At 54.0% G+C, this 18,460-nt stretch carries 14 protein-coding genes and 4 pseudogenes; 6 read left to right on the forward strand and 12 right to left on the reverse strand.

Going from position 1 to position 18,460, the window contains the following annotated elements; all coding sequences use genetic code 11:
- Window positions 1-428 precede the first annotated feature (428 nt).
- From AD662_RS11120 to AD662_RS30090, 6 genes are all read right to left on the reverse strand, one after another.
- Window positions 429-1,706 carry an O-acetylhomoserine aminocarboxypropyltransferase/cysteine synthase family protein gene (locus tag AD662_RS11120; protein WP_053187176.1) on the reverse strand — a complete coding sequence of 426 codons (1,278 nt, stop codon included), beginning with the start codon at window positions 1,704-1,706 and terminating at the stop codon, window positions 429-431.
- 1,024 nt (window positions 1,707-2,730) lie between these two features.
- Entirely contained in the window at window positions 2,731-3,693 is a 963-nt protein-coding gene (locus tag AD662_RS11125; protein WP_025214454.1) for a GlxA family transcriptional regulator, read from the reverse strand.
- Window positions 3,694-4,179: 486 nt separating this feature from the next.
- On the reverse strand, window positions 4,180-4,509 hold the full coding sequence (locus AD662_RS11130; RefSeq protein WP_025214453.1) for a carboxymuconolactone decarboxylase family protein: 330 nt from the start codon (window positions 4,507-4,509) through the stop codon (window positions 4,180-4,182).
- Window positions 4,510-4,561: 52 nt separating this feature from the next.
- Window positions 4,562-6,241 (reverse strand): FUSC family protein, encoded by a 1,680-nt coding sequence (locus tag AD662_RS11135; protein ID WP_025214452.1) that lies wholly within the window; start codon window positions 6,239-6,241, stop codon window positions 4,562-4,564.
- Window positions 6,238-7,119 (reverse strand): efflux RND transporter periplasmic adaptor subunit, encoded by an 882-nt coding sequence (locus AD662_RS11140; protein ID WP_025214451.1) that lies wholly within the window; start codon window positions 7,117-7,119, stop codon window positions 6,238-6,240. Before AD662_RS11140 ends, AD662_RS11135 begins: the two co-directional genes overlap by 4 nt.
- Window positions 7,116-7,325 (reverse strand): DUF1656 domain-containing protein, encoded by a 210-nt coding sequence (locus AD662_RS30090; RefSeq protein ID WP_053187179.1) that lies wholly within the window; start codon window positions 7,323-7,325, stop codon window positions 7,116-7,118. The genes AD662_RS11140 and AD662_RS30090 overlap by 4 nt, the downstream gene beginning before the upstream one ends.
- Here AD662_RS30090 and AD662_RS11150 point away from each other — a divergent pair.
- Entirely contained in the window at window positions 7,228-8,199 is a 972-nt protein-coding gene (locus AD662_RS11150; protein WP_223528804.1) for an IclR family transcriptional regulator, read from the forward strand. The genes AD662_RS30090 and AD662_RS11150 overlap by 98 nt on opposite strands.
- Window positions 8,200-8,345: 146 nt before the next feature.
- On the opposite strand, the gene AD662_RS11155 is transcribed toward AD662_RS11150, so the two are convergent.
- Window positions 8,346-8,891 carry a cysteine hydrolase family protein gene (locus AD662_RS11155; protein ID WP_025214448.1) on the reverse strand — a complete coding sequence of 182 codons (546 nt, stop codon included), beginning with the start codon at window positions 8,889-8,891 and terminating at the stop codon, window positions 8,346-8,348.
- Between the two features lie 97 nt (window positions 8,892-8,988).
- Window positions 8,989-9,879 carry an MBL fold metallo-hydrolase gene (locus AD662_RS11160; protein WP_025214447.1) on the reverse strand — a complete coding sequence of 297 codons (891 nt, stop codon included), beginning with the start codon at window positions 9,877-9,879 and terminating at the stop codon, window positions 8,989-8,991.
- Between the two features lie 133 nt (window positions 9,880-10,012).
- Here AD662_RS11160 and AD662_RS11165 point away from each other — a divergent pair, with 133 nt between their 5' ends.
- Window positions 10,013-11,041 carry a GlxA family transcriptional regulator gene (locus AD662_RS11165; protein WP_025214446.1) on the forward strand — a complete coding sequence of 343 codons (1,029 nt, stop codon included), beginning with the start codon at window positions 10,013-10,015 and terminating at the stop codon, window positions 11,039-11,041.
- Window positions 11,042-11,055: 14 nt separating this feature from the next.
- Here the strand turns inward: AD662_RS11165 and AD662_RS11170 are convergent.
- A pseudogene (locus AD662_RS11170) lies at window positions 11,056-11,607 on the reverse strand ((Fe-S)-binding protein); the annotation flags it as partial.
- On the opposite strand from AD662_RS11170, the pseudogene AD662_RS28455 reads away from it, so the two are divergent.
- Window positions 11,606-11,740, forward strand: a pseudogene (locus AD662_RS28455) (helix-turn-helix domain-containing protein); the annotation flags it as partial. The pseudogenes AD662_RS11170 and AD662_RS28455 sit on opposite strands and share 2 nt — an antisense overlap.
- Window positions 11,741-11,920: 180 nt before the next feature.
- Here AD662_RS28455 and AD662_RS11175 read toward each other — a convergent pair.
- Window positions 11,921-13,236 (reverse strand): annotated as a pseudogene (locus AD662_RS11175) (TonB-dependent receptor); the annotation flags it as partial.
- Between the two features lie 2 nt (window positions 13,237-13,238).
- On the opposite strand from AD662_RS11175, the pseudogene AD662_RS29765 reads away from it, so the two are divergent.
- Window positions 13,239-13,388, forward strand: a pseudogene (locus AD662_RS29765) (GlxA family transcriptional regulator); the annotation flags it as partial.
- 35 nt (window positions 13,389-13,423) lie between these two features.
- Here the strand turns inward: AD662_RS29765 and AD662_RS11180 are convergent.
- A complete protein-coding gene (locus tag AD662_RS11180) occupies window positions 13,424-15,409 on the reverse strand; it encodes a TonB-dependent receptor (protein ID WP_038436690.1) in 1,986 nt (661 codons plus the stop codon).
- Between the two features lie 202 nt (window positions 15,410-15,611).
- Window positions 15,612-16,001 carry a DUF2946 domain-containing protein gene (locus AD662_RS11185; protein WP_025214443.1) on the reverse strand — a complete coding sequence of 130 codons (390 nt, stop codon included), beginning with the start codon at window positions 15,999-16,001 and terminating at the stop codon, window positions 15,612-15,614.
- Window positions 16,002-16,176: 175 nt separating this feature from the next.
- On the opposite strand from AD662_RS11185, the gene AD662_RS11190 reads away from it, so the two are divergent.
- Window positions 16,177-17,061, forward strand: a complete 885-nt coding sequence (locus AD662_RS11190; RefSeq protein ID WP_025214442.1) for a LysR family transcriptional regulator — start codon at window positions 16,177-16,179, stop codon at window positions 17,059-17,061.
- A gap of 183 nt (window positions 17,062-17,244) precedes the next feature.
- Window positions 17,245-18,171 carry an AEC family transporter gene (locus AD662_RS11195; protein ID WP_025214441.1) on the forward strand — a complete coding sequence of 309 codons (927 nt, stop codon included), beginning with the start codon at window positions 17,245-17,247 and terminating at the stop codon, window positions 18,169-18,171.
- The last annotated feature ends 289 nt before the right edge of the window (window positions 18,172-18,460 follow it).

Here is an 18,460-nt window from a genome sequence, read left to right on the forward strand (position 1 = left end):
CGTTGACGGGGTTGCAAGTTTTAAACTGCGAGGTTGTTTTTTTGTATAATGTTCTTATGGGCCAGATTTATCTGATATTTTATCAATAAGATGCAATTTATAAAATAAATTCTATTTTTATCATGGTGCTACGTTCGCTTCTCGCAAAAATGTCAAATTATTGATTTTTTACGCCATATTGGACTTCGGGCTCGCCATTATTAGGATTGGGTCGATGGTATCAGAGGAGGGCGACGGCGCCAGGTGCCCGAACTGTTTTCTCCGGGACTTGGCGACGTTCGCGAAAAATTAAGAACAGTGAATATACGGCGATTGTAGTCAAGCAAAGGGCATCACCACACAGTACATCTGCGGCTTCGCAGAACCTATGGCCGCCTACTGAATGAGCAATGCGGATAGGATATAACGCCCTAGCCGACCTTCTCGCCTCACATTTGAGACGAGCCCAGCGCCTGGCTCAGATCGTCGATAAGGTCTTCAATCGCCTCGATGCCTACCGACAGACGAATCATTTCGGGCTTCACGCCAGCCTTTGCTTGTTCCTGCTGGTTCATTTGCCGATGGGTAGTGGAAGCCGGATGGCAGGCAAGCGACTTGGCGTCACCGATGTTGACCAGTCGCTTGAAGATTTGCAGAGCATCATAGAAGCGCACGCCTGCGTCATAGCCGCCCTTCAAACCAAACGATAGGATCGCCGACGGTTTACCCTGCATGTATTTTTGTGCTAGTGCGTGATGAGGATGGTCCGGGAGACCGGCGTAGCTGACCCATTCCACTTCAGCATGGCTCTGCAGGAATTGCGCAACTTTCAGGGCGTTGTCGGTGTGACGCTCCATGCGCAGCGCGAGCGTTTCCAGGCCTTGCAGCAGCAGGAACGCGTTCATGGGTGCCAGTGCCGCGCCGGTGTTGCGCAATGGCACTGTGCGTGCGCGCGCGATGAAGGCGGCGGGCCCGAACTTCTCGGTATAAATCACGTCATGGTACGCCGGCTCGGGCTGGTTGAGGCTGGGGAATTTTTCCGGGTATTGGGTCCAAGGGAAATTGCCGCTGTCGATGATCACACCGCCCAGGGAATTGCCGTGTCCGCCGACGTACTTGGTCACGGAATGCACAACGATATCGGCCCCAAACTGAATCGGCTTGCAGAGGATAGGCGTAGCCACCGTGTTGTCGACCATCAGCGGTACGCCGCGGGTGTGAGCAGCTTCAGCCAGGGCTTCGAGATCAATGATGTTACCCGCCGGGTTGCCGATGCTTTCGCAGTACACCAGCTTGGTGTCGTCGTCGATCAGTTCGGCGATAGCCTCGGCAGAGTCATCTCGGGCAAAACGCACATCCACGCCAAAGCTTGGCAACAGGTGTGCGAAGAGAGTGTAGGTGCCGCCATAGAGCTGTGGAGTGGTGACGATATTGTCACCTGCGCGGGTTAACGTTTGGATCGCATAATGGATTGCCGCGCTGCCGGCCGATACGGCCAGCCCTGCCACGCCGCCTTCGAGGGCGGCCATCCTTTGTTCCAGCACATCATTGGTGGGGTTCATGATTCTGGTGTAAATGTTGCCCGGCACGTCCAGGTTGAATAGGTCAGCACCGTGTTGGGCGTTATCGAATTCGAAAGCAACATTCTGATAAATAGGCACTGCGACAGCCTTGGTGGTCGGGTCCGACTTGAAGCCATGGTGCAGCGCGATGGTGGCGTCTTTCATGATTGGTATTGATCCCTTTAAATTGTTCCGGATTTTGCGGCACGAAGATTTTTGTCGAAGTCGATTATGCCGACTTTCGAGTGCTTTGACCCGGTAAGTCCAAATCTGCCGAAGGGGGGGCGCCCACAACGCTGCGCGCAGAATTTATGTGAAGGCGTTCCACAATTTCTGGTGATCACGCGTTCGCGGCATGACATTAAACGCAGATCAGACAGCACACAATCTCCAGACACGAGTCGCCGTCATGACTTTGCCAGGAGGTGCGGGCAACTGCTTCCTGCGACTGTTTAAGGATCGTCTTGGACTCATGCGCGAGTGCATATCAAATCGGGGCCGCGTACGAACTGTGGGTACATGCGGAGCTCGGAGGATTTTTGGATTTTGGTTTGTGGCAGCGCCTTCTCAGAGCCGCGGAGTAGTCTTACCCTTCAGTGTTCAAGGTTTTTTCAAAGTAAAGTTTCGTACATCTGGAAGCTAATAACGTTAGAAGGGTCTGCAATGATTCAGAGGAAAAGTGATTATGCATTGAGGCTGCATCAATCCAAGTGAATTTTATAATCCAGCTGTTGAGGTTTGTACTTTGCGTGAGATCGTACTCAACGCATTGTGGCGAAAGTCTTTTTATGTTTTTTAGTCGCGATAAGATCTCCATGTGCAGGTTGTTATCCAATTTTACTTGTAGCTCGATTGTGTTGATTGCCAGTTTGGACATGGGGGAGTCTCTGACGCTGAACATGAAGGAAGGTATCCAAGCGTGTTATCTATACGGTGTTAGATGCTAAGGTTTGATCTCCAAGTCTTAGTCTCTGTCGCCTCTGAACAGGCTATTTGAGGTGGGGTAATTTAAAGAAAATTTTTCATGAGGAAATGACAAAATATTGATCATGTCCGCCAGATTTTGGCGGATGTCGCTTCAAGGCGATCAAGCTATTTAGCTCTTTGCTATTGATAGGTGAGATGACGCTCAGGATTGGGGAAGGCGTTTTTTGCCAAAAATATCGCTGCGTTGTGAGCGTTGGCAACGTTATTCGGTCGAATTGAAGCGTGCGCGATGCTCCTTGGGGGTGATGCCAAAATTCTTCACAAACCTTCTGATGAGGGTTGATTCACTACCTAGCCCGCAGTACTGGGCTATGGTTTTGAGTGGTTTGTTTGAGCTTGTAAGCATATCGCGGGCAGCGTCTAGTCGGAGCAGTTCCACCATTTTGCTTGGTGTTTTTTGCATCGATTCCGAGTATTTGCGTATGAAGGTTCTTTCGCTCATATTCATGAAGTTTGCGAGCACTGGTACTGTTAAATCGGTGCTTAGGTTTTCACTAATCCATGCATGCAAATCTGAGAATTGACTGCTCTTCGATTGCAGGGTTAGGGAAGAGCTGAATTGATTCTGATCTCCAGGGCGTTTGAGGAACATTACCAGATATCGAGCAACCTCCAGCGCAACGGTATGTCCCAAATCTTTCTCGACGATCGATAATGCTAGATCAATCCCTGATGTCACACCTGCTGATGTCCATATGTGGTCATCATTAATAAATATTGGGCCTCGTTTAATTATTATTGATGGAAAGTTTCTTTCCAGTTCGTCGTACGCCGACCAGTGAGTGGTTGCTTTCCGGCCGTCAAGTTTTCCGGCGCAGGCTAGTGCGAATATACCAGTGCAAACAGAAATCAGGCGCTCGGCTTTGTCTACATGGTTTATGAAGTGTGTGACGAACTTCGGGTCTTTACAGAAATCATATATGCCTGGTCCGCCGGGTACAATTAAGGTGTGCGGTGAAGAGGTTTCTGCTTGCAGCGTTTCAGTGTTTATTGAGAAATTTGAGCATATCTCAGTGGTTGGATCTAACGCTAAAATGGAAATCGTATACGGTTGATGGTTTTGGCGGGAGAAGCGGTTGGCTGCCGTGAACACGTCGAGAGGCCCTGCCAAGTCAAGCAAACTTACGTTCGGGTAGGTGATGAACTGTATGGATTTGGGGCGCATAAACAGCTATTCCAAGAGGCAAAGACTGGACACGTTCACTGACGACTTACGGAGCAATTTTGAGCACTCGATCGCCCTCTCGCAATAGATATCTATGCGCTTTTTCGGAACATCGTCATGATTTTTTGATGGACGGATTGCCTGAGCGCTAAAACAAGGAATTGCCCTACCTCGAACGCAGGTTGAGAAGGCGCTGCCTGGCGGCAATAGGCGTTACATTTAGCTCGGCAACGGCTGCAGAGAGCTTCGATATCACGACGGCTTAGAGAGTTCGCAACGCTCAAAGTCACCAGGATTGCGCCGTATTGCCAGTCGGTGCTGCTTGGCAGGGCGTCACTACTTTGGAAAAGAGAGATCAATTGTAACGAGCGTCGGCTGCGCTGCAGGTGGCGGCTCAACCTTAAGCTCGTACCCGATCTCTCTGACAATAGAGCCGCTTTGCCTCAATCGTTAGGTTTTCATGGTCTGGGCAAAGCTCTTCGGCCTCTACTTCGTGTCAGCGATGTTTTTCATCGCTTGCCAGCCATGGGTAATACCTCCACCAGCACGAAGGGCCGTCGCCACCATGATTGCTTCAGCCACATCTTGCTTCGACGCACCCGCGTTGACTGCTCGCTTGGCATGGTCGGCAATGCAGTAGGAACACTGTGTAGTGACGGCTACTCCCACGGCGATCAGCTCCCGTGTGGCTAGGTTAAGGCTGCCGACATCCTTGTTGAAGACAGCTTTATCGAAGTTGAAAAAAGCTGCGACCATCTCGGGAGCGGCGTCTTGCAGGTCGCCCATGTAGTTTGCGTCAGCCTGATGGTTGTGCATTTCGGAGTACCTTTGAGTTCGGTGTTAAGGAGTGGAGGTAAATTCGAAGCTTTCATTGTTCATCTGATGCGAGCTTCATGCGGTGGCCAGACTCGAGTAAGTTGAGCCCGCGCAGCGTCAATGCCCTGCCGGTCGGCGTTTGCGGCTCGTATGCAGCGAGACAGGAAAGACGCTCGGCTGCACGTTGGTTGAGCCAATCGGCTGATCGCCCCTTCTTACCCATCTCTTTCAGGTCTAAGTAGAGTGCTCTGATAACTCGTCGCTGAAGCCATGTATGTTTGGGCGGCCCTATAAGATCAAATCCTGCGTATAACAAGCCGAGGCCTGCTGCGATTCCCAATCCAGTGGACAGGCACTGATCAATTGCGAATGTCATGTAGTTGCTTGGCTGAACAAGCACCGCCAGGGTGAGGCAAAAACCGAGACCGTAAGGTGCGAGTGACGGTGAAGTCATGCTCATCAGCCCCAGAAAAAGAGGTGCAGAAAGCACCAGTATCAACATCTCGAAATCGCCCGAACCCTGCGCAAGCGAACTGAGTACAAACAGGATGGCAATAGGGATGGCAATCAAGGCTCCCCCCAGTAACTTGGCGGTTGCCACGCGCGGCACTGGGTGTGAGGAGAATGCCTGGGAGAGCAAGGCAGGTAGCACGATCATCATGATGAGTGCGGCTTGTTCGCCTGACAGAATCCATATGGCGATAGCGCTCAGGAAAACAAGTGAGCTTCGCAGCGCCGCTCTCAGTCCGACGAGCCAGTCACGATGTCGATTGAACCGTGGAAAGCGCTGCGTCCCGTGCGATCTTTCAGCGATTGAATCGCAGGCCCCATGCATCGCTGAAAGTGCCTCGGATACTTTCTTCAGGCTCTCTGCCTCGAGCGAGCTGCAGCCATGAGCGTGGTGATCGACGAAACGGGCCAGCATCTCCGATAAACGCTTTGGGTTATCACTCAATATGCGCTCGATGGTTTGTCCCCATGCAACGATGGTCAAGGCGTTGCTGGCGGCGAGTAGGGCTGCATCGATATTGCTTGCCAGTTCATAGCGTCCTGCATTGGCGTCATCGTTTATGGAAGTGGACAAGGCGATGATGCCTATGCGCTGCTGATGGACAGCTGCTGGATTTGATTGAGCGTGAAGAATCGCCGAGACGTGGGTGAGGCTCAAATCCCGTAGGCGATTCATACCCGTCTCCAGCACCTTCTGCACCTTGAAGGGATAAAGCAGGACGCTGGTCAGGATGGAACTGCTGGCTCCGACCAGAACTTCGCTCAACCGAGCCCGAATCACCATAAAGATCGATCCGCTGCTGGTATTTGCAGGATCGGCCAAGGCGAAAAGTACAATCAGAATCGCTGTAACACTCACTAATGACGTTGCGAATACAAAATTGACATGCCGCATGGTCGAGGCGATTGTAGAAGTGACGGCAACGCACAGCGCGAGTGCTCCAATAGCTAACACAGGATATGGCGTCAAATTGTCCAAGATCAGTACCGCTATCACGGCGCCAACCGTTGATCCCAGAGCAAGGCATGCCGCTTTTTCGATGACCAATCCGGCCTCGGGGCGAGCCTGGAGCATCATTGACGCCACCATCGCCCAGAATGGCTTGTCCAGATCCAGGCTCATCGAAATCGCTAGAGCGAGCGTAACGGCACACAGCCCCTTGCAAGCGAATACCAAGCTGCGCAAGTCAGGCGCCAAGTAGTGCTTCAGTGCGTCTCTCATGGTCTGCCCCTCTCAGTGGGGCGCTGATGAATCCTCACCGATGCGCTCATGCCAGCGATCAAGCGCGTGCTCGCAGCGTTCGCCTCCAGCTTTATGTCGACCGGTATGCGTTGCGCCAGTCGCACCCAGTTGAATGCCTGCTGTACTTGAGGCAGCAACATTGGATCTGCTTGTGTGTTGGTATTGGCGACGCCTCTGGCGATGCTTTGGACGCGGCCACTAATCGAAGGCCCTCCGAACATGAACGACACCTCGGCCATATCCCCCTCACGTATATCGAGAAGCTTCGTTTCCTCGAAGTAGGCAGTCACGTAAAACGAATCGTTTTTGATGAGTGAGAAGGCGGGAGCCCCCTGGGCTACGTAGTTGCCTTCCTGCAATCTGACGTTGGTGATCGTACCGTCAGCTGGCGCAACCACGGATGTGCGGGCGAGGTTGATCCTCGCGGTTTCCCACTGCGCCTTGTTGACCTCATATTGGGATTTGGCCAGCAAGACTTGGGAGTGGGCGTTATCCAAATCCTCAGCGCTTATGGCGTTGATCCTGGCCAATGGAACACGGCGGCTCTCCAGAAGTGCTGCAAGCTCCCAAGCGTGCTTTGAGTGTTCCATTCGGGCTTTCGACTCGTTCACGAGGGAGCGATAACGGACGGGATCAATTTCAAAAAGCAGATCGCCTTTATTTACCACCTGGTTGTCTCGCACTTCGAGCCTGGTCACCCAGCCCGCTACATCGGGTGCTACGACCACTACATCGGCCCGAACTCGCCCATCTCGCGTCCAGGGTGAGAGTTGGTAGTGCTTCCATGTCCACGACCCCGCCAGCACCGCGCAACATGAGATCAGTAACGTCACGCAGACCCGAATTGCCGAATTCATTTCCATCCACCATCGAGAAAGGCGAGGGCGCTGGCGATGTAGAAGACGAATAGGGAAAGCCCCAGCCATGAGCGCTTCCAAATCCATTGCTGTATTGCCCATTGCGGAATGAGCACATACGTAATCCAGGTCAGGGATGCCGCAGCGCCAACGCAGATCACCATTGGGGTAATCAGCAGGCCTGCGACTGAAAATTCACGCAACATCGTCAGCCTCGCACTTGTGATGTATCGCAATGCGGTAACTGTACCGCAAAATAATATTGTATCGCAATATGATACAGTGACCGAAAAAGTGGAGGTGTCCATGGACGAGCGGGTTCAAGCAGGCGTCAGCGATGAGCGTAGTGGGGGTATTCAGGTCATTGCACGCGCGGCAAAAATTCTGAATGTATTGGGAAGAAGCGCTGGCGGGATGAGTTTGGGCGAAATAGCCCAAGCTGTAGATTTGCCTCGCTCAACGGTGCAACGCATCGTAGGAGCGCTCGAAGAGCAGGGAATGATTCGTACTGAAGGCGCTGGCGGAATCAGCCTTGGCGCGGGTTTGTTGAGGCTCGTCGCGAACGCCCATGTCGACCGTATGACCGTCGTCCGCCCTTGGCTGCATAAGCTGAGCGAGAGGGTTCAAGAGACGGTTGTCTTTTCTAGACCTGCCGGAATCCAACTGATCGTTGAGGATCGTGTAGTTGCTGATCGTGAGTTGCAGGTGATGCCACGCCTTGGCCAACTGGATACGCCACTCTATGGAACGTCTGCTGGACGGGCTCTTCTCGCTTTAGACCAAGATGAGGATGTGAAAGAGTTGTTTGCAGCTGAAAGCGCTACCCAGGGAAACACGTCGGAATTCCAGAGTCTTTTCAATCAGCTGGCCGATATTCGGAAAACAGGGCTTTCAAGCGATCACGGCGAACTCATTGAGGGCATCACCACTACAGCAGTCGCGCTAGATACCGTGTTAGGCCGTTTCGCAATATCAATGCCCATCCCCACATTGCGTTTCGAAAGGAATCGCAGTGTTTACGTTGAGGAGTTATTGAGCTGCAAGCAAGGGTTGCTCAAAGAAATAGGTATAGACGGCTAACGCGCGAACGGAGAGTTCCGAGAGGTCAGCCTGACCGATCCCGAGGCCATGGAAACGTGGAGGGTTGCCCCCGCCATCAGCTTATTTATGCGTTTACGATGAAAGCCAGGGCCCAATGGGCCCCGGCAAGTTTTGTCGTCACGCGGTCAGGCCGAGAGGTAATCTTCCACCGACTTGACGGTGGCGTAACCGAACTCGAACGCTGCCATCATCGTGGCGTGTGCGTGAGCAGCAGGAACGTTAACACCACCAAATGTGAGATCCAGGGTGGCGCAGGCGTCATGCAGCACCGTAACGGGGTAGCCCATGTCTGCCGCCGCGCGCACTACGGCATCGATGCACATGTGACTCATTGCACCGATTACCACGAGTTCCTCGATGTCCGCTGCTTCCAACTGCTGCTTAAGATCCGTTTCCCGGAAGGCGTTGATGTGTGCTTTTACAATCACAGGCTCATTACCCAGAGGTGCAACAGCAGGCTGGGTTTGCGCACCGTTCGAGCCTTTGACGAAGATTGGAGCGCGTTCATCGTTGGACTCATGCCGTATGTGAAAAACCGGAGCTCCTATATCGCGCGAGTGGCTGATCACTCGGACAGCATTCGCTACAGCAGCTACGATGCCGTCTAACGGCAATTTGCCTGTGGGCAGGTATTCATTTTGCAGGTCAACTACTACAAGGCCACGTTTCATGAACGATCTCCGGTCGAATTATCCGAGCTAAGCATGCGGCTTGAAGGTTGAAGTCGACAGATAGAACACCTGCATTTCCAACCTCAAAAAATTTAAGTCAGAACTCCAGTGATGCGCCATCTTCGGGTATCTCTACGCGACTCTCGATACCGTGCTCTTTGACGTAAGTGCGCAATTCCTTGCGGGTCAGCGACATGTGGTTGACTGCGTCCATGTGCACGGCAACAATTTTGGCGTTTTTTGCGGCCTGTGAAGCGCGCAGAACATCCTCTTCACCCATGATGATCGCGCCCTCGAACCCGTTTACCTTCGCTTTCCCGGCGTTGAGTACGATGACTTCAGGGTGATATTTCTCAATAGTTTGGTCTACCTCTTTACGCCAGATAGTGTCGCCGGCTAGGTAGAGAGTTTTGTAGCCTGGCGCTTCAAACACAACGCCCATGGCCTCGCCTAGAAGTTTGGCGAGTGGGGGAGCGGCATACATTTCGTCGGTGCCGTGCTGACCACCTGCTTTGGTGATTTTGACGCCGCCGAATTCCGCTTCGTCTGTCAGAACGCGTACGTTCTTGAACCCTTGCGAGCGAATCAGCTTCGCATCGTCCTCATGCTGCGTGAACAGCGGGATGTCTTTCGGCAGCGCTTTTTGTGCGGCATCATCCCAGTGGTCGAGATGCGTATGAGTGACGATGACGGCGTCAACACCAGAGATTACTTTTTCTGGCGACTCGGTCAGATCGACAAGTGGGTTGCGCAGGTTACTACGGTAGGTATTTTCAAATCCTGGGTAGGTTCCCTTTTGGGACAGCATCGGGTCGATCAGAAAGGTTGTGCCACCGTAGGAGATTTTTACCGTTGCGTTACGAACTTGCTGCAAGTCGACTTTATGGGCCGCGTCCGGGGAATTGGGAGTGTCGGAGCTCGCAAATGCGGGTGAGGCCGCGGCAGTGCAGGCAAGGCTAAGGGCGATTGGAAGTGTTTTAAAGTTCATCTCGTTAATCCTGTTATTGCATCAGTGACTCTATTGTTGCCCAATGCTCTGGGACTCAACAGTGGCCTGAATGACAGATTCCGATATAATTGGGCCACGATACCTGCGCTGTTCTCGAATATGAGGCTGACTGATGCAATCCACACGCGTTGCTGTTCTGGCTTTTGACGGTGTCAGCCTGTTTCATCTTTCCGTGCCTGGAATGGTGCTAGGAACAGCTCAATCCGCACCCGGTGAACCTCATTACGAGGTCAGTTACTGTGCAGAGACGCCGGGAATGGTGATAAGCGACCAAGGCATAGGCTTAGCGGTCGATCATGGCCTGGAACTGATGGAGACATCCGACGTAATTGTCATTCCGGCGTGGGGCGATCATTCTGTCGCAGCGTCTGCGCAGCTTGTGCAAGCCTTACAGCGTGCAAATGCCCAAGACAAGCTCATCGTCGGGCTATGTCTGGGAGCATTCGTGCTCGGCGATGCAGGACTTCTTGATGGCAAAGAAGCAACCACTCACTGGGCAGTCAGAGACGAGTTTGGGCGACGGTTCCCAGAAGTTCGTTTCAGGCCTGAAGTGCTGTATGTCAGTGATGGCAACATCATCACCTCTGCGGGAACTGTGGCAGCAATTGATTGTTGTCTGCATCTAATACGTCAGCGACTCGGTGCTGATGTTGCCAATCGCACTGCGAAGATGCTGGTGACGCCGCCGCACAGGCAGGGAGGCCAGGCTCAGTACGTAGAGCATCCTGTGCCGCAGCTGTCTAGCGAGACTCATTTGTCTAATGTACTGGCGTGGGCCCGAATGAACCTTGCGAGTGATCTGTCGCTCGATTTGCTGGCGGACATGGCGAAAATGAGTCGGCGCACTTTTACCAGGCGATTTAGGGAGGCGACCGGCAGCACCGTCTCAAAATGGTTGAATGCTGAGCGAGTCGCCAGAGCACAACAGCTGCTCGAAACGACCGACTTACCTATCGAGTGTGTCGCCGGTGAGGCGGGTTTCGGAACGCCTTTGTCGTTGAGACAACAGTTCGGCGTTCACCTTGGCACTTCACCCTCTGAGTATCGGCGAATGTTTTTCCGTGAAATGAAGCCAGGCCCGAAGGCGGGCGGCAATGAGCACACGGCCGAGTCATTTACCCATTCCCAGGTAAAAGTTTAATCATGCCTCGTGGCTCAGGCAGCAAGATTCCTGACGACAGCGAGCAGCGCCTGCAGCGGATGTGAGACGGTTACTCCATCCTGTCGTTTCACCTGGCTTCGGCAAGAATATCCGTCGGCCACTAACCGGCCAGAAGCATTAAATCTTTTCACAAGCGGCGCCCAGGATTGTTTGTAGATCACTACAGAAGTTCTGGTGTTCTTCGTCTCATGCCCATAGGTGCCGGACATGCCGCAGCACCCGCTGGCTTGAACGCTCATTTTCAGTCCCATGCGCTCATAGACTTGTTGCCAAAGGACGATGCTGTTTGGCTCATTTGTCTTTTCAGTGCAGTGGGGAAGGAAATGATAGGGATCGGCATCTTTCACAATCTGCGACTGTGGAAGCATATTGGCGAGCCACTCCTGCGGCAGTAGTACGGTAGGAACCTTGTGACTGCCAAGCGTCTTCGCATACTCCTGGCGATACACCAACGTCATCGCGGGATCGAGGCCCACCAGCGGTATCTCGTGCTTCTGAAGCTGGTGCAACGCTTCACCGTTGAAACGTGCGGCCTTTTCAAAAGCTTTTCAACTAGGCTTCCAGGAACCCAGTGCCTTTCATCGTGCGTTTAAGAAATGGACTGGGGAGAGTCCCGGACAATATCGCCTGCGACTTCAAGCGTGTGCCGATGAATCTCAAAGTTCTGAACCGTCATGAAAAAGAACGGGGCTATCGGTTGTGATGGCTGGTCGGAAGACTAATTGATTCCACAAAGTAGTCCCGTATAAATATGGCGGGTGACATGTAAGCGCTGCTAGCGGGCCGTTCGCGTGTAGAACGGCCAGCTAATTGCGTCATGTTCGACCATAGCGCTGCAGCGCTATGGCACTTTGCTCGTCAATAATTCCACTGCATAGCGACCTCCAGGCTGCGCGGCTCCCCCAGGTAATATTGGGTGTTGCTCTGGTGGATGAAACGGGCGTAGACCTCGTCGGTCAGGTTACGTAGACGCGCGCTGAGCTGCACGTGTTTGTCCAGGTCATGGACAAACAATAGACGGTGTACGAAGGCCCCCACGTCGTATTGGCGGTATTGGCGTAGACCGACGATACGTAGCGCACGTCGACCCCAAGTTGCCAGTCAGGAGCCACGTCATAAGTCAGCCAGAGATTGGCTACGCGGTCGGGAATGTTCACCGGATTCTTGCCTTTGCGCGAGAACACAACACCGGCGATGGTTTCATTGAACTCGTCGTACTCAGCCCTTACCCAACTGAAGTTACCGGCCGCCAATAGCTTGGGCGTGATCTTGAATGAAGCGGCCAGCTCTATGCCGGTGGAGGTTTGTTGACCCGCTTGTTCGGTGGTGTTGGGCACCGTCGAGGAGGGGACGGAGATGTTCTTGCGCACGATGCGGTAGGCCGCGGCGGTGGCCGAGCCGCGACCGTCAAGAAAATCGAACTTGCTGCCCACCTCGAATTGGCGACCAGTGCTCAAGTCGAAGTCGCTCACCTGGGCAATGGAGGCGCTGGTAAGCGTCCCTCCCGGCGGCTCGGCCGAGGTACCGTATTGGGTATAAAGGCTGACATTCGACGTCAGGTCGTACACCAGGCCCAGGCGTCCCGTGATTGCATCCCAACGCTTGTCGAGCCTGGCCTGCGCCGCATGATCGACGATCTCGAAGTCGATATGGTCATAGCGCAGCGCAGTGATCAGCGCCAGTTGCTCGGTCAGGCGCGTGCGGTTCTCGACGAACGCCGACGAGGTATCGGTCCACGTGCTGCGATCTTTAGTGCGCGGTGCATCCATCCCCGGAATGTCCAGGAAGTGGCCCGGCTCGAAGCCATCTGGATCGATGGTGTCGAAGGCGCCTTTGGACAACGGGTAATTGGTTTGCTGGTTGGTGTTGTAATCCACGCCCAGCGCCCAATCGCTGGCCAGGCCGAACAGTTGAGCCTGGTGAGTCAGCTCGATGCGGTCACCGTTGACCTCCTGGTCGTGCCGCTGGCGGTAACCGCCGGAGCGGGCGATGGCGCTGTTGTCGCTGTTGTAGCGGTAGACCTCAAGGTTGCGGTAATCGCGCTGGCCATCGTAGTGGTAGAAGGTATTGCGCAACTGGGTATTGTCGTCCAGCTGGTAGTCCGTGATCGAGCGTATCCAGCGGGTGCGCTGCTCGTAGCGGCCATCCTCGACGTTGTAGTTGTTGAAGCGGTTGAGCAGGTTTTGGCACCACCTTATCCTTGAGGCAACAATTCGGCGTTCAGCTCGGCACCTCGCCTTCTGAGTACAGGCGAATGTTTTGTCGTGAAATGAGCCCGGTCCGAAAGACGAGCAACAGTGAGCACACTGCCGAACTGTCTAGCTAATGACTGGAACCGAAAAGCTTCAGTCATTATCGCCCCTAGAAATCTACGGTCACTCCGGTATAAAACGCGCGACCATCACCTGGCGAGTGGAGGGATGCCTGAGCACCGTCCGGGTCGTACCAGACGTATTCGTAATATCGGTTTGTGAGGTTCTTCAGTTGCAGATCGACGCTCACTGACCGCGTTACCTTGTAGGTTGCGCCAAGGTTCATCAGCACGTAGCCGCCATAAGTTCCCTTCGTGTTTTCCCGTTCAAGGTAGTAGTTAGTCTGACCGTTCATCCAGGCAGTCAGCTGTAATGCAGGTGTCGCGTCATAGCTGATGCCCACGTTGTATAGGTGATGCGGGATATGGTCGATTTCCTGACCTTCGCTGTTAGGCAGAGTGGCGCTCGGCTGGAGGATTTTCGAATACTGCCAGGAGTACGCCATCCATATTTCGGTGCGATCGTTTGGGTGCAGGTTCATCTGCAAGTCATAACCCCACCGCCGAGTTTCACCAACGTTGTCTGACTCACCACTCGGGTCGTTCAGCCGGCGACTGACTTCACCTGAAGCCTCTTGCTGCCAATAGGCAACACGCCCGTCCACCCAGTCAGCCGGCGTGAACTTGATTCCGGTTTCCCAGCCTTCGTTGATCGACGGTGCTAGGTCGGTATCCCTGGGCGGAATCTTATAAGCCGCAGCCCCGGTGCCCACTTGAAAGGTACGTCCCCAATTCGCGTAGAAGCTGGCCACATCCCACGGCGAATACACGACGTTGATTTTCGGCTGTTTGATCAACCCGTAGTCGTTGATGTCGTAGTCCATGCCGGTCATCTCATTGGTGAAATCGCCTTGGATCTTGTCGACCCGATAGGCCGGTATGATCTTCAGAGATTCAAGCGGTTTGATCTCGGCCTGGACATAAGCGCCATAGGTATCGAAGTCGAACTGCTGGTCGCGCGTAGTCGCCAGACGCGCACGGTCTTTGGTGCGATAGCGCTCACTTTTGTTTTGCTGCTGTTGTATGTCTGTACCACCTTCCAGGGCGAAATCGTAAAGCCAACTGACTTCCGGGCGCCAAGTCAGAGAGGTGAGCGCCCCATATTGCGTTTCGTAGTTGTCACGCTCCTGCTGCGAGCTCGAACTCCAGTATTGTGTCCAGCGCCTGTCATCGAAGGTGTTGACGTAGCTCTTCGCTGACCAGGCAAGGGTGTCAGCCAGGTCTGTATCGAAATGCAGACTGACCTGGTTCATGCGCCGGGTGCCCTTGTCGGTTGAGTTGAAGCTGTTAGTCATTTCCGGATGATGTCGGGCATCATCCTCAGCCAGATAACCTGGCTCCTGAGCCTCGGTTTCGTAATGACGAGTGACCAATCCGATGCGGTAGCTGCCGTCGTCCGGCATATAGAACCATTTGCCTGACATTGAGAACTTGTCTGCCTCGGCATGATCCCGGTAGCCATCGGATTTTTGATAGGCGAAGAAGTAATTCTGAGTCCAGTTGCTGCTCTCAAAGCCCTTGGCGATTTGGGCTTCCTGAGTATTGAAGCTGCCATAACGCAGCCGCGCCTTGTTGTAGTCGCCACCCGTGCGGGTCAGCATATTGACGTTGCCAGCAATGTTATTCAGTCCATAACGCGCATCACTGGTGCCACGCACCACCTCGATGCTGTCCAGCTCCATGGGGAAAATCATGTCCATGTACGGCATGTTGCCGTCATTGCTGTTGCTCGGAATGCCGTCGATCAGCAATTTGACCGCGTTCACTTCCCCTTCGCCATTGAAGCCTCGAAAGGAGATTTTGCCAGAGGTGGTGCCTTGATTGAACTCGGTCAGCATCACCCCAGGCGCGCGGCTGAACAGCTCCCAACTGTAGTTGACCGGCATCTTTTCAAGGATGTCAGCACCCAGAATATCAACTGAGCTAAGCACGCTACTTGTGCTTAACGGTCCGCTGGCGGAACCTTGAATGCTGACTGCACCCAGGGTCAGGGTCGAACTTTCGACTCTGCTGGCTTCAGCTAATGCCACTGACATCGGGCTCAACGTGAGCACGCCTATTGAAAACAGGGGCCATAGGGGACGGTGCACAGACAAACGCGTTGCGGGGCGCAAAGTAGTTGAAGCAGGCATAGCACGCACTTCCTGATGATCAAGAAACTTTAAGGGCGTTCAGCGTCCATCGCAGGTCGCTAAAGAATTTAAAGATGGCAGCACCGCACTGTTAGCGGTGTTGTGATCAGGCGAAGGGGGAGGCGCGTGGACTCAAGCTGGGCCAACGGATCCGCGGATGCAGCGTCGGCAATTCAGGGTTTTCGAGGGCAGCGTTGGAAGTGTACTGCGGGAGAAAGTGCCGGTAGTAGTTGGACGGTAACGCTGCCAATCCTGCATGGCCGCAACAACAGTCGCCATGCTGCATGACAGGTTTCGACTGGGGCAGCTGCAAGGCATCAATCATCTTGCCGAGGTCTGCTGGCAAGGCCCTCAAGTTCCCGCCCGAACAAAAACCACCCCAAAGCATCAGGCGCACGTCCGGCGTCTGCATCGCACGACTCATCGGCATGGCGAACAGATTGAGTAGTACGGCCAGACAGGCAATCCAGGGACAAATGCGTTTCAACGAACCCATAGATGAAATCGCCGCGAAGGGGCGGCTATTTAGCCCGCTTTAATGACTGAAGTAAATTTTACCCGGGTGCGCCATATCGCCTCAGGTCATTGGAGAGGCAGGAGCGAGGCTCCATCCAAACCATGCGCCTGCCCCAACTGGTAAGCTCGGCCACCAATTTGCAGGATGAATGGCTATGTCATTACGCGCGCTTCGAACACTGCTTGCCATTGCCCAATACGGTTCTTTTGTTAGAGCAGCGGACGCCGTGCACCTGACCCAATCAGCTGTCAGCCTTCATGTTCGGTCTTTGGAGGAGGATTTCAATACACGCCTGTTTGACCGCTCACGACGGTTGCCGGTGCTGACGGATGCAGGCCATATTGCCGTTGAGCGCGCGCGAGAAATTCTAGCCCTATACGACGGGATCTCCTCCGAGATTGGAGGCGACACTGAGTTGCGCGGCAGGCTCAGAATCGGTGCCATTCATACAGCGCTGGCGAGCGCCTTGCCCCTCGCGTTGTCGGCAATGCGTGCTGAGCATCCTCACCTGCGCATTACTGTTGCGTCGGGAATGTCCGCTGAGTTGGCCACGCGCGTGGAGGCGGGCGAGCTTGACGTTGCGATCACCACGGAGCCGGTGAAGCCACACCCTTATGGCCTGGCAAGCACGGTACTTTACGAGGAAGGGTTCTGGATCATCGCGCCGGTGTCTCATGCGCATGAGGACTTGAAGCTTCTACTCAAAAGCCAGCCGTTCATTCGATTTGATCCTCGCGCCTGGGCAGGTCGAACGATTGAGCGAGAGCTTCGCGCTATGCGGCTGCGCGTGCAGACCAGCATGGAACTGGATAGCCAGGATGCGATTATCCAGATGGTCTCAAGCGGACTGGGCGTATCCATCATTCCACTCTCTGGACATCAAGTCGCAAGCTTGAAAACACTGGCCGTTGGGCCGTTCGGCATGCCTCAAAAAACCAGGCGCGTGGTATTGCTGGAGCGCGAAGATCGTCCCCTTGGGCGACTGGCGGTAGCCCTGGCGAACGCGGTGAAAGCGCATGTCTTGCACGATAAACCATGAGTAATACTTGTTGATTGCTGAAGTTTAAAACGTTTTTATTTTGGAGTCCGACCTCTTATCGTGGTCCTCGTACAAGTGAGTTCTTGAGGGCACCATGATCACTGGACCTGCCGTAGACATGCCGCTGATGAGCCGACTGATTGTGGGATGTGAACCGTCGGCACAAAAAACCAAGGCACGCGTATGACCCTTTCCTTGTTGACTGCCTTGTTGCCCATCGCACTACTGATCGTGCTGGGCGCGTGGCTCAAGCGTCGTCAATTTCTGACGGATACTTTTTGGGCACAGGCAGAGCGCCTGGCGTATTACGTGTTGCTGCCTTCTCTTTTCTTTCACGGACTGGCGACCGCCAACCTTGATGGCGTGCCCTTTCAAAGCATGGTTTCGGTGCTCGTATTCTCGACTGTGGTGGTATCGCTAATGTTGTTGGGCGCGAAGTCGCTGATCACCATGGACGATGCTGCGTTCACTTCGGTTTTTCAGGGTGGGATACGTTTCAATAACTACGTAGGCGTGTCGGCAGCCGCGGGCCTGTTCGGTGTGCAGGGTATAGCCCTGGCAGCGGTCGCGAACGCGGCCATAGTGCCCAGCGTGAACATCCTGTGCGTAATGGTATTCGCGAAGTACGGGTCAGCCGGCAGGATGCCATTTAGCAAAGTCCTCAAGCAGTTGGCATTGAACCCACTGATACTCGCGTGCTTCGCCGGCGGATTGATCCAGGTCTCGGGCTGGGGACTGCCTGTCGGTATTGAGCCGATGCTCAAGGCCTTGGGACAAGCGTCACTGCCGCTCGGATTGCTCTGCGTTGGTGCTGCGCTTGAGTTCGGAAGCATAAGACAATGGTTTCGCCCGGTGGGTTACTCGTCGCTGACCAAGTTTATAATCATGCCACTGGTTACGCTTTTGGCGTGCCACCTATTCGAACTTGAAGGAAAGGCCGCGGTTGCAGCACTTCTATTCCAGGCACTGCCCACAGCCTCATCCTCCTACATCATGGCAAGGCAATTAGGGGGAGACGCCCCCCTTATGGCTGGGATCATCGCTTGCCAGACCATGCTGGCAGGATTAGCACTTCCAGCGGTTATCCTCGTGATGGCCCAGTGGGTTTGAGTGTCAAGTGTTTACAAACATTGAGTAAAGTAAGACCGACAAGAAAGCGCCTCTGGTTCGATCGAGTGTGTCAGGTGTTACTCATTGACAAACGAGAGATGAGCAGACCACTTCAGGAAACTTTGCATCTGCCCCCCCTCGAACACCGTACTCCTGTTTGGAAAACGACTTTTGCTGCCGCGACACCGGGTCGAGTTATGAAGCGAGAACATGAGTTGGTGCCGGGCGGCCAAACCCTTCGGGTTGATCGCCTTCACGCGTTAGGCACAGCCCATAATGCGCTGTGCCT

It is taken from the genome of Pseudomonas kilonensis (genome assembly GCF_001269885.1).
GTDB classification, from domain to species: Bacteria; Pseudomonadota; Gammaproteobacteria; order Pseudomonadales; family Pseudomonadaceae; genus Aquipseudomonas; species Aquipseudomonas kilonensis.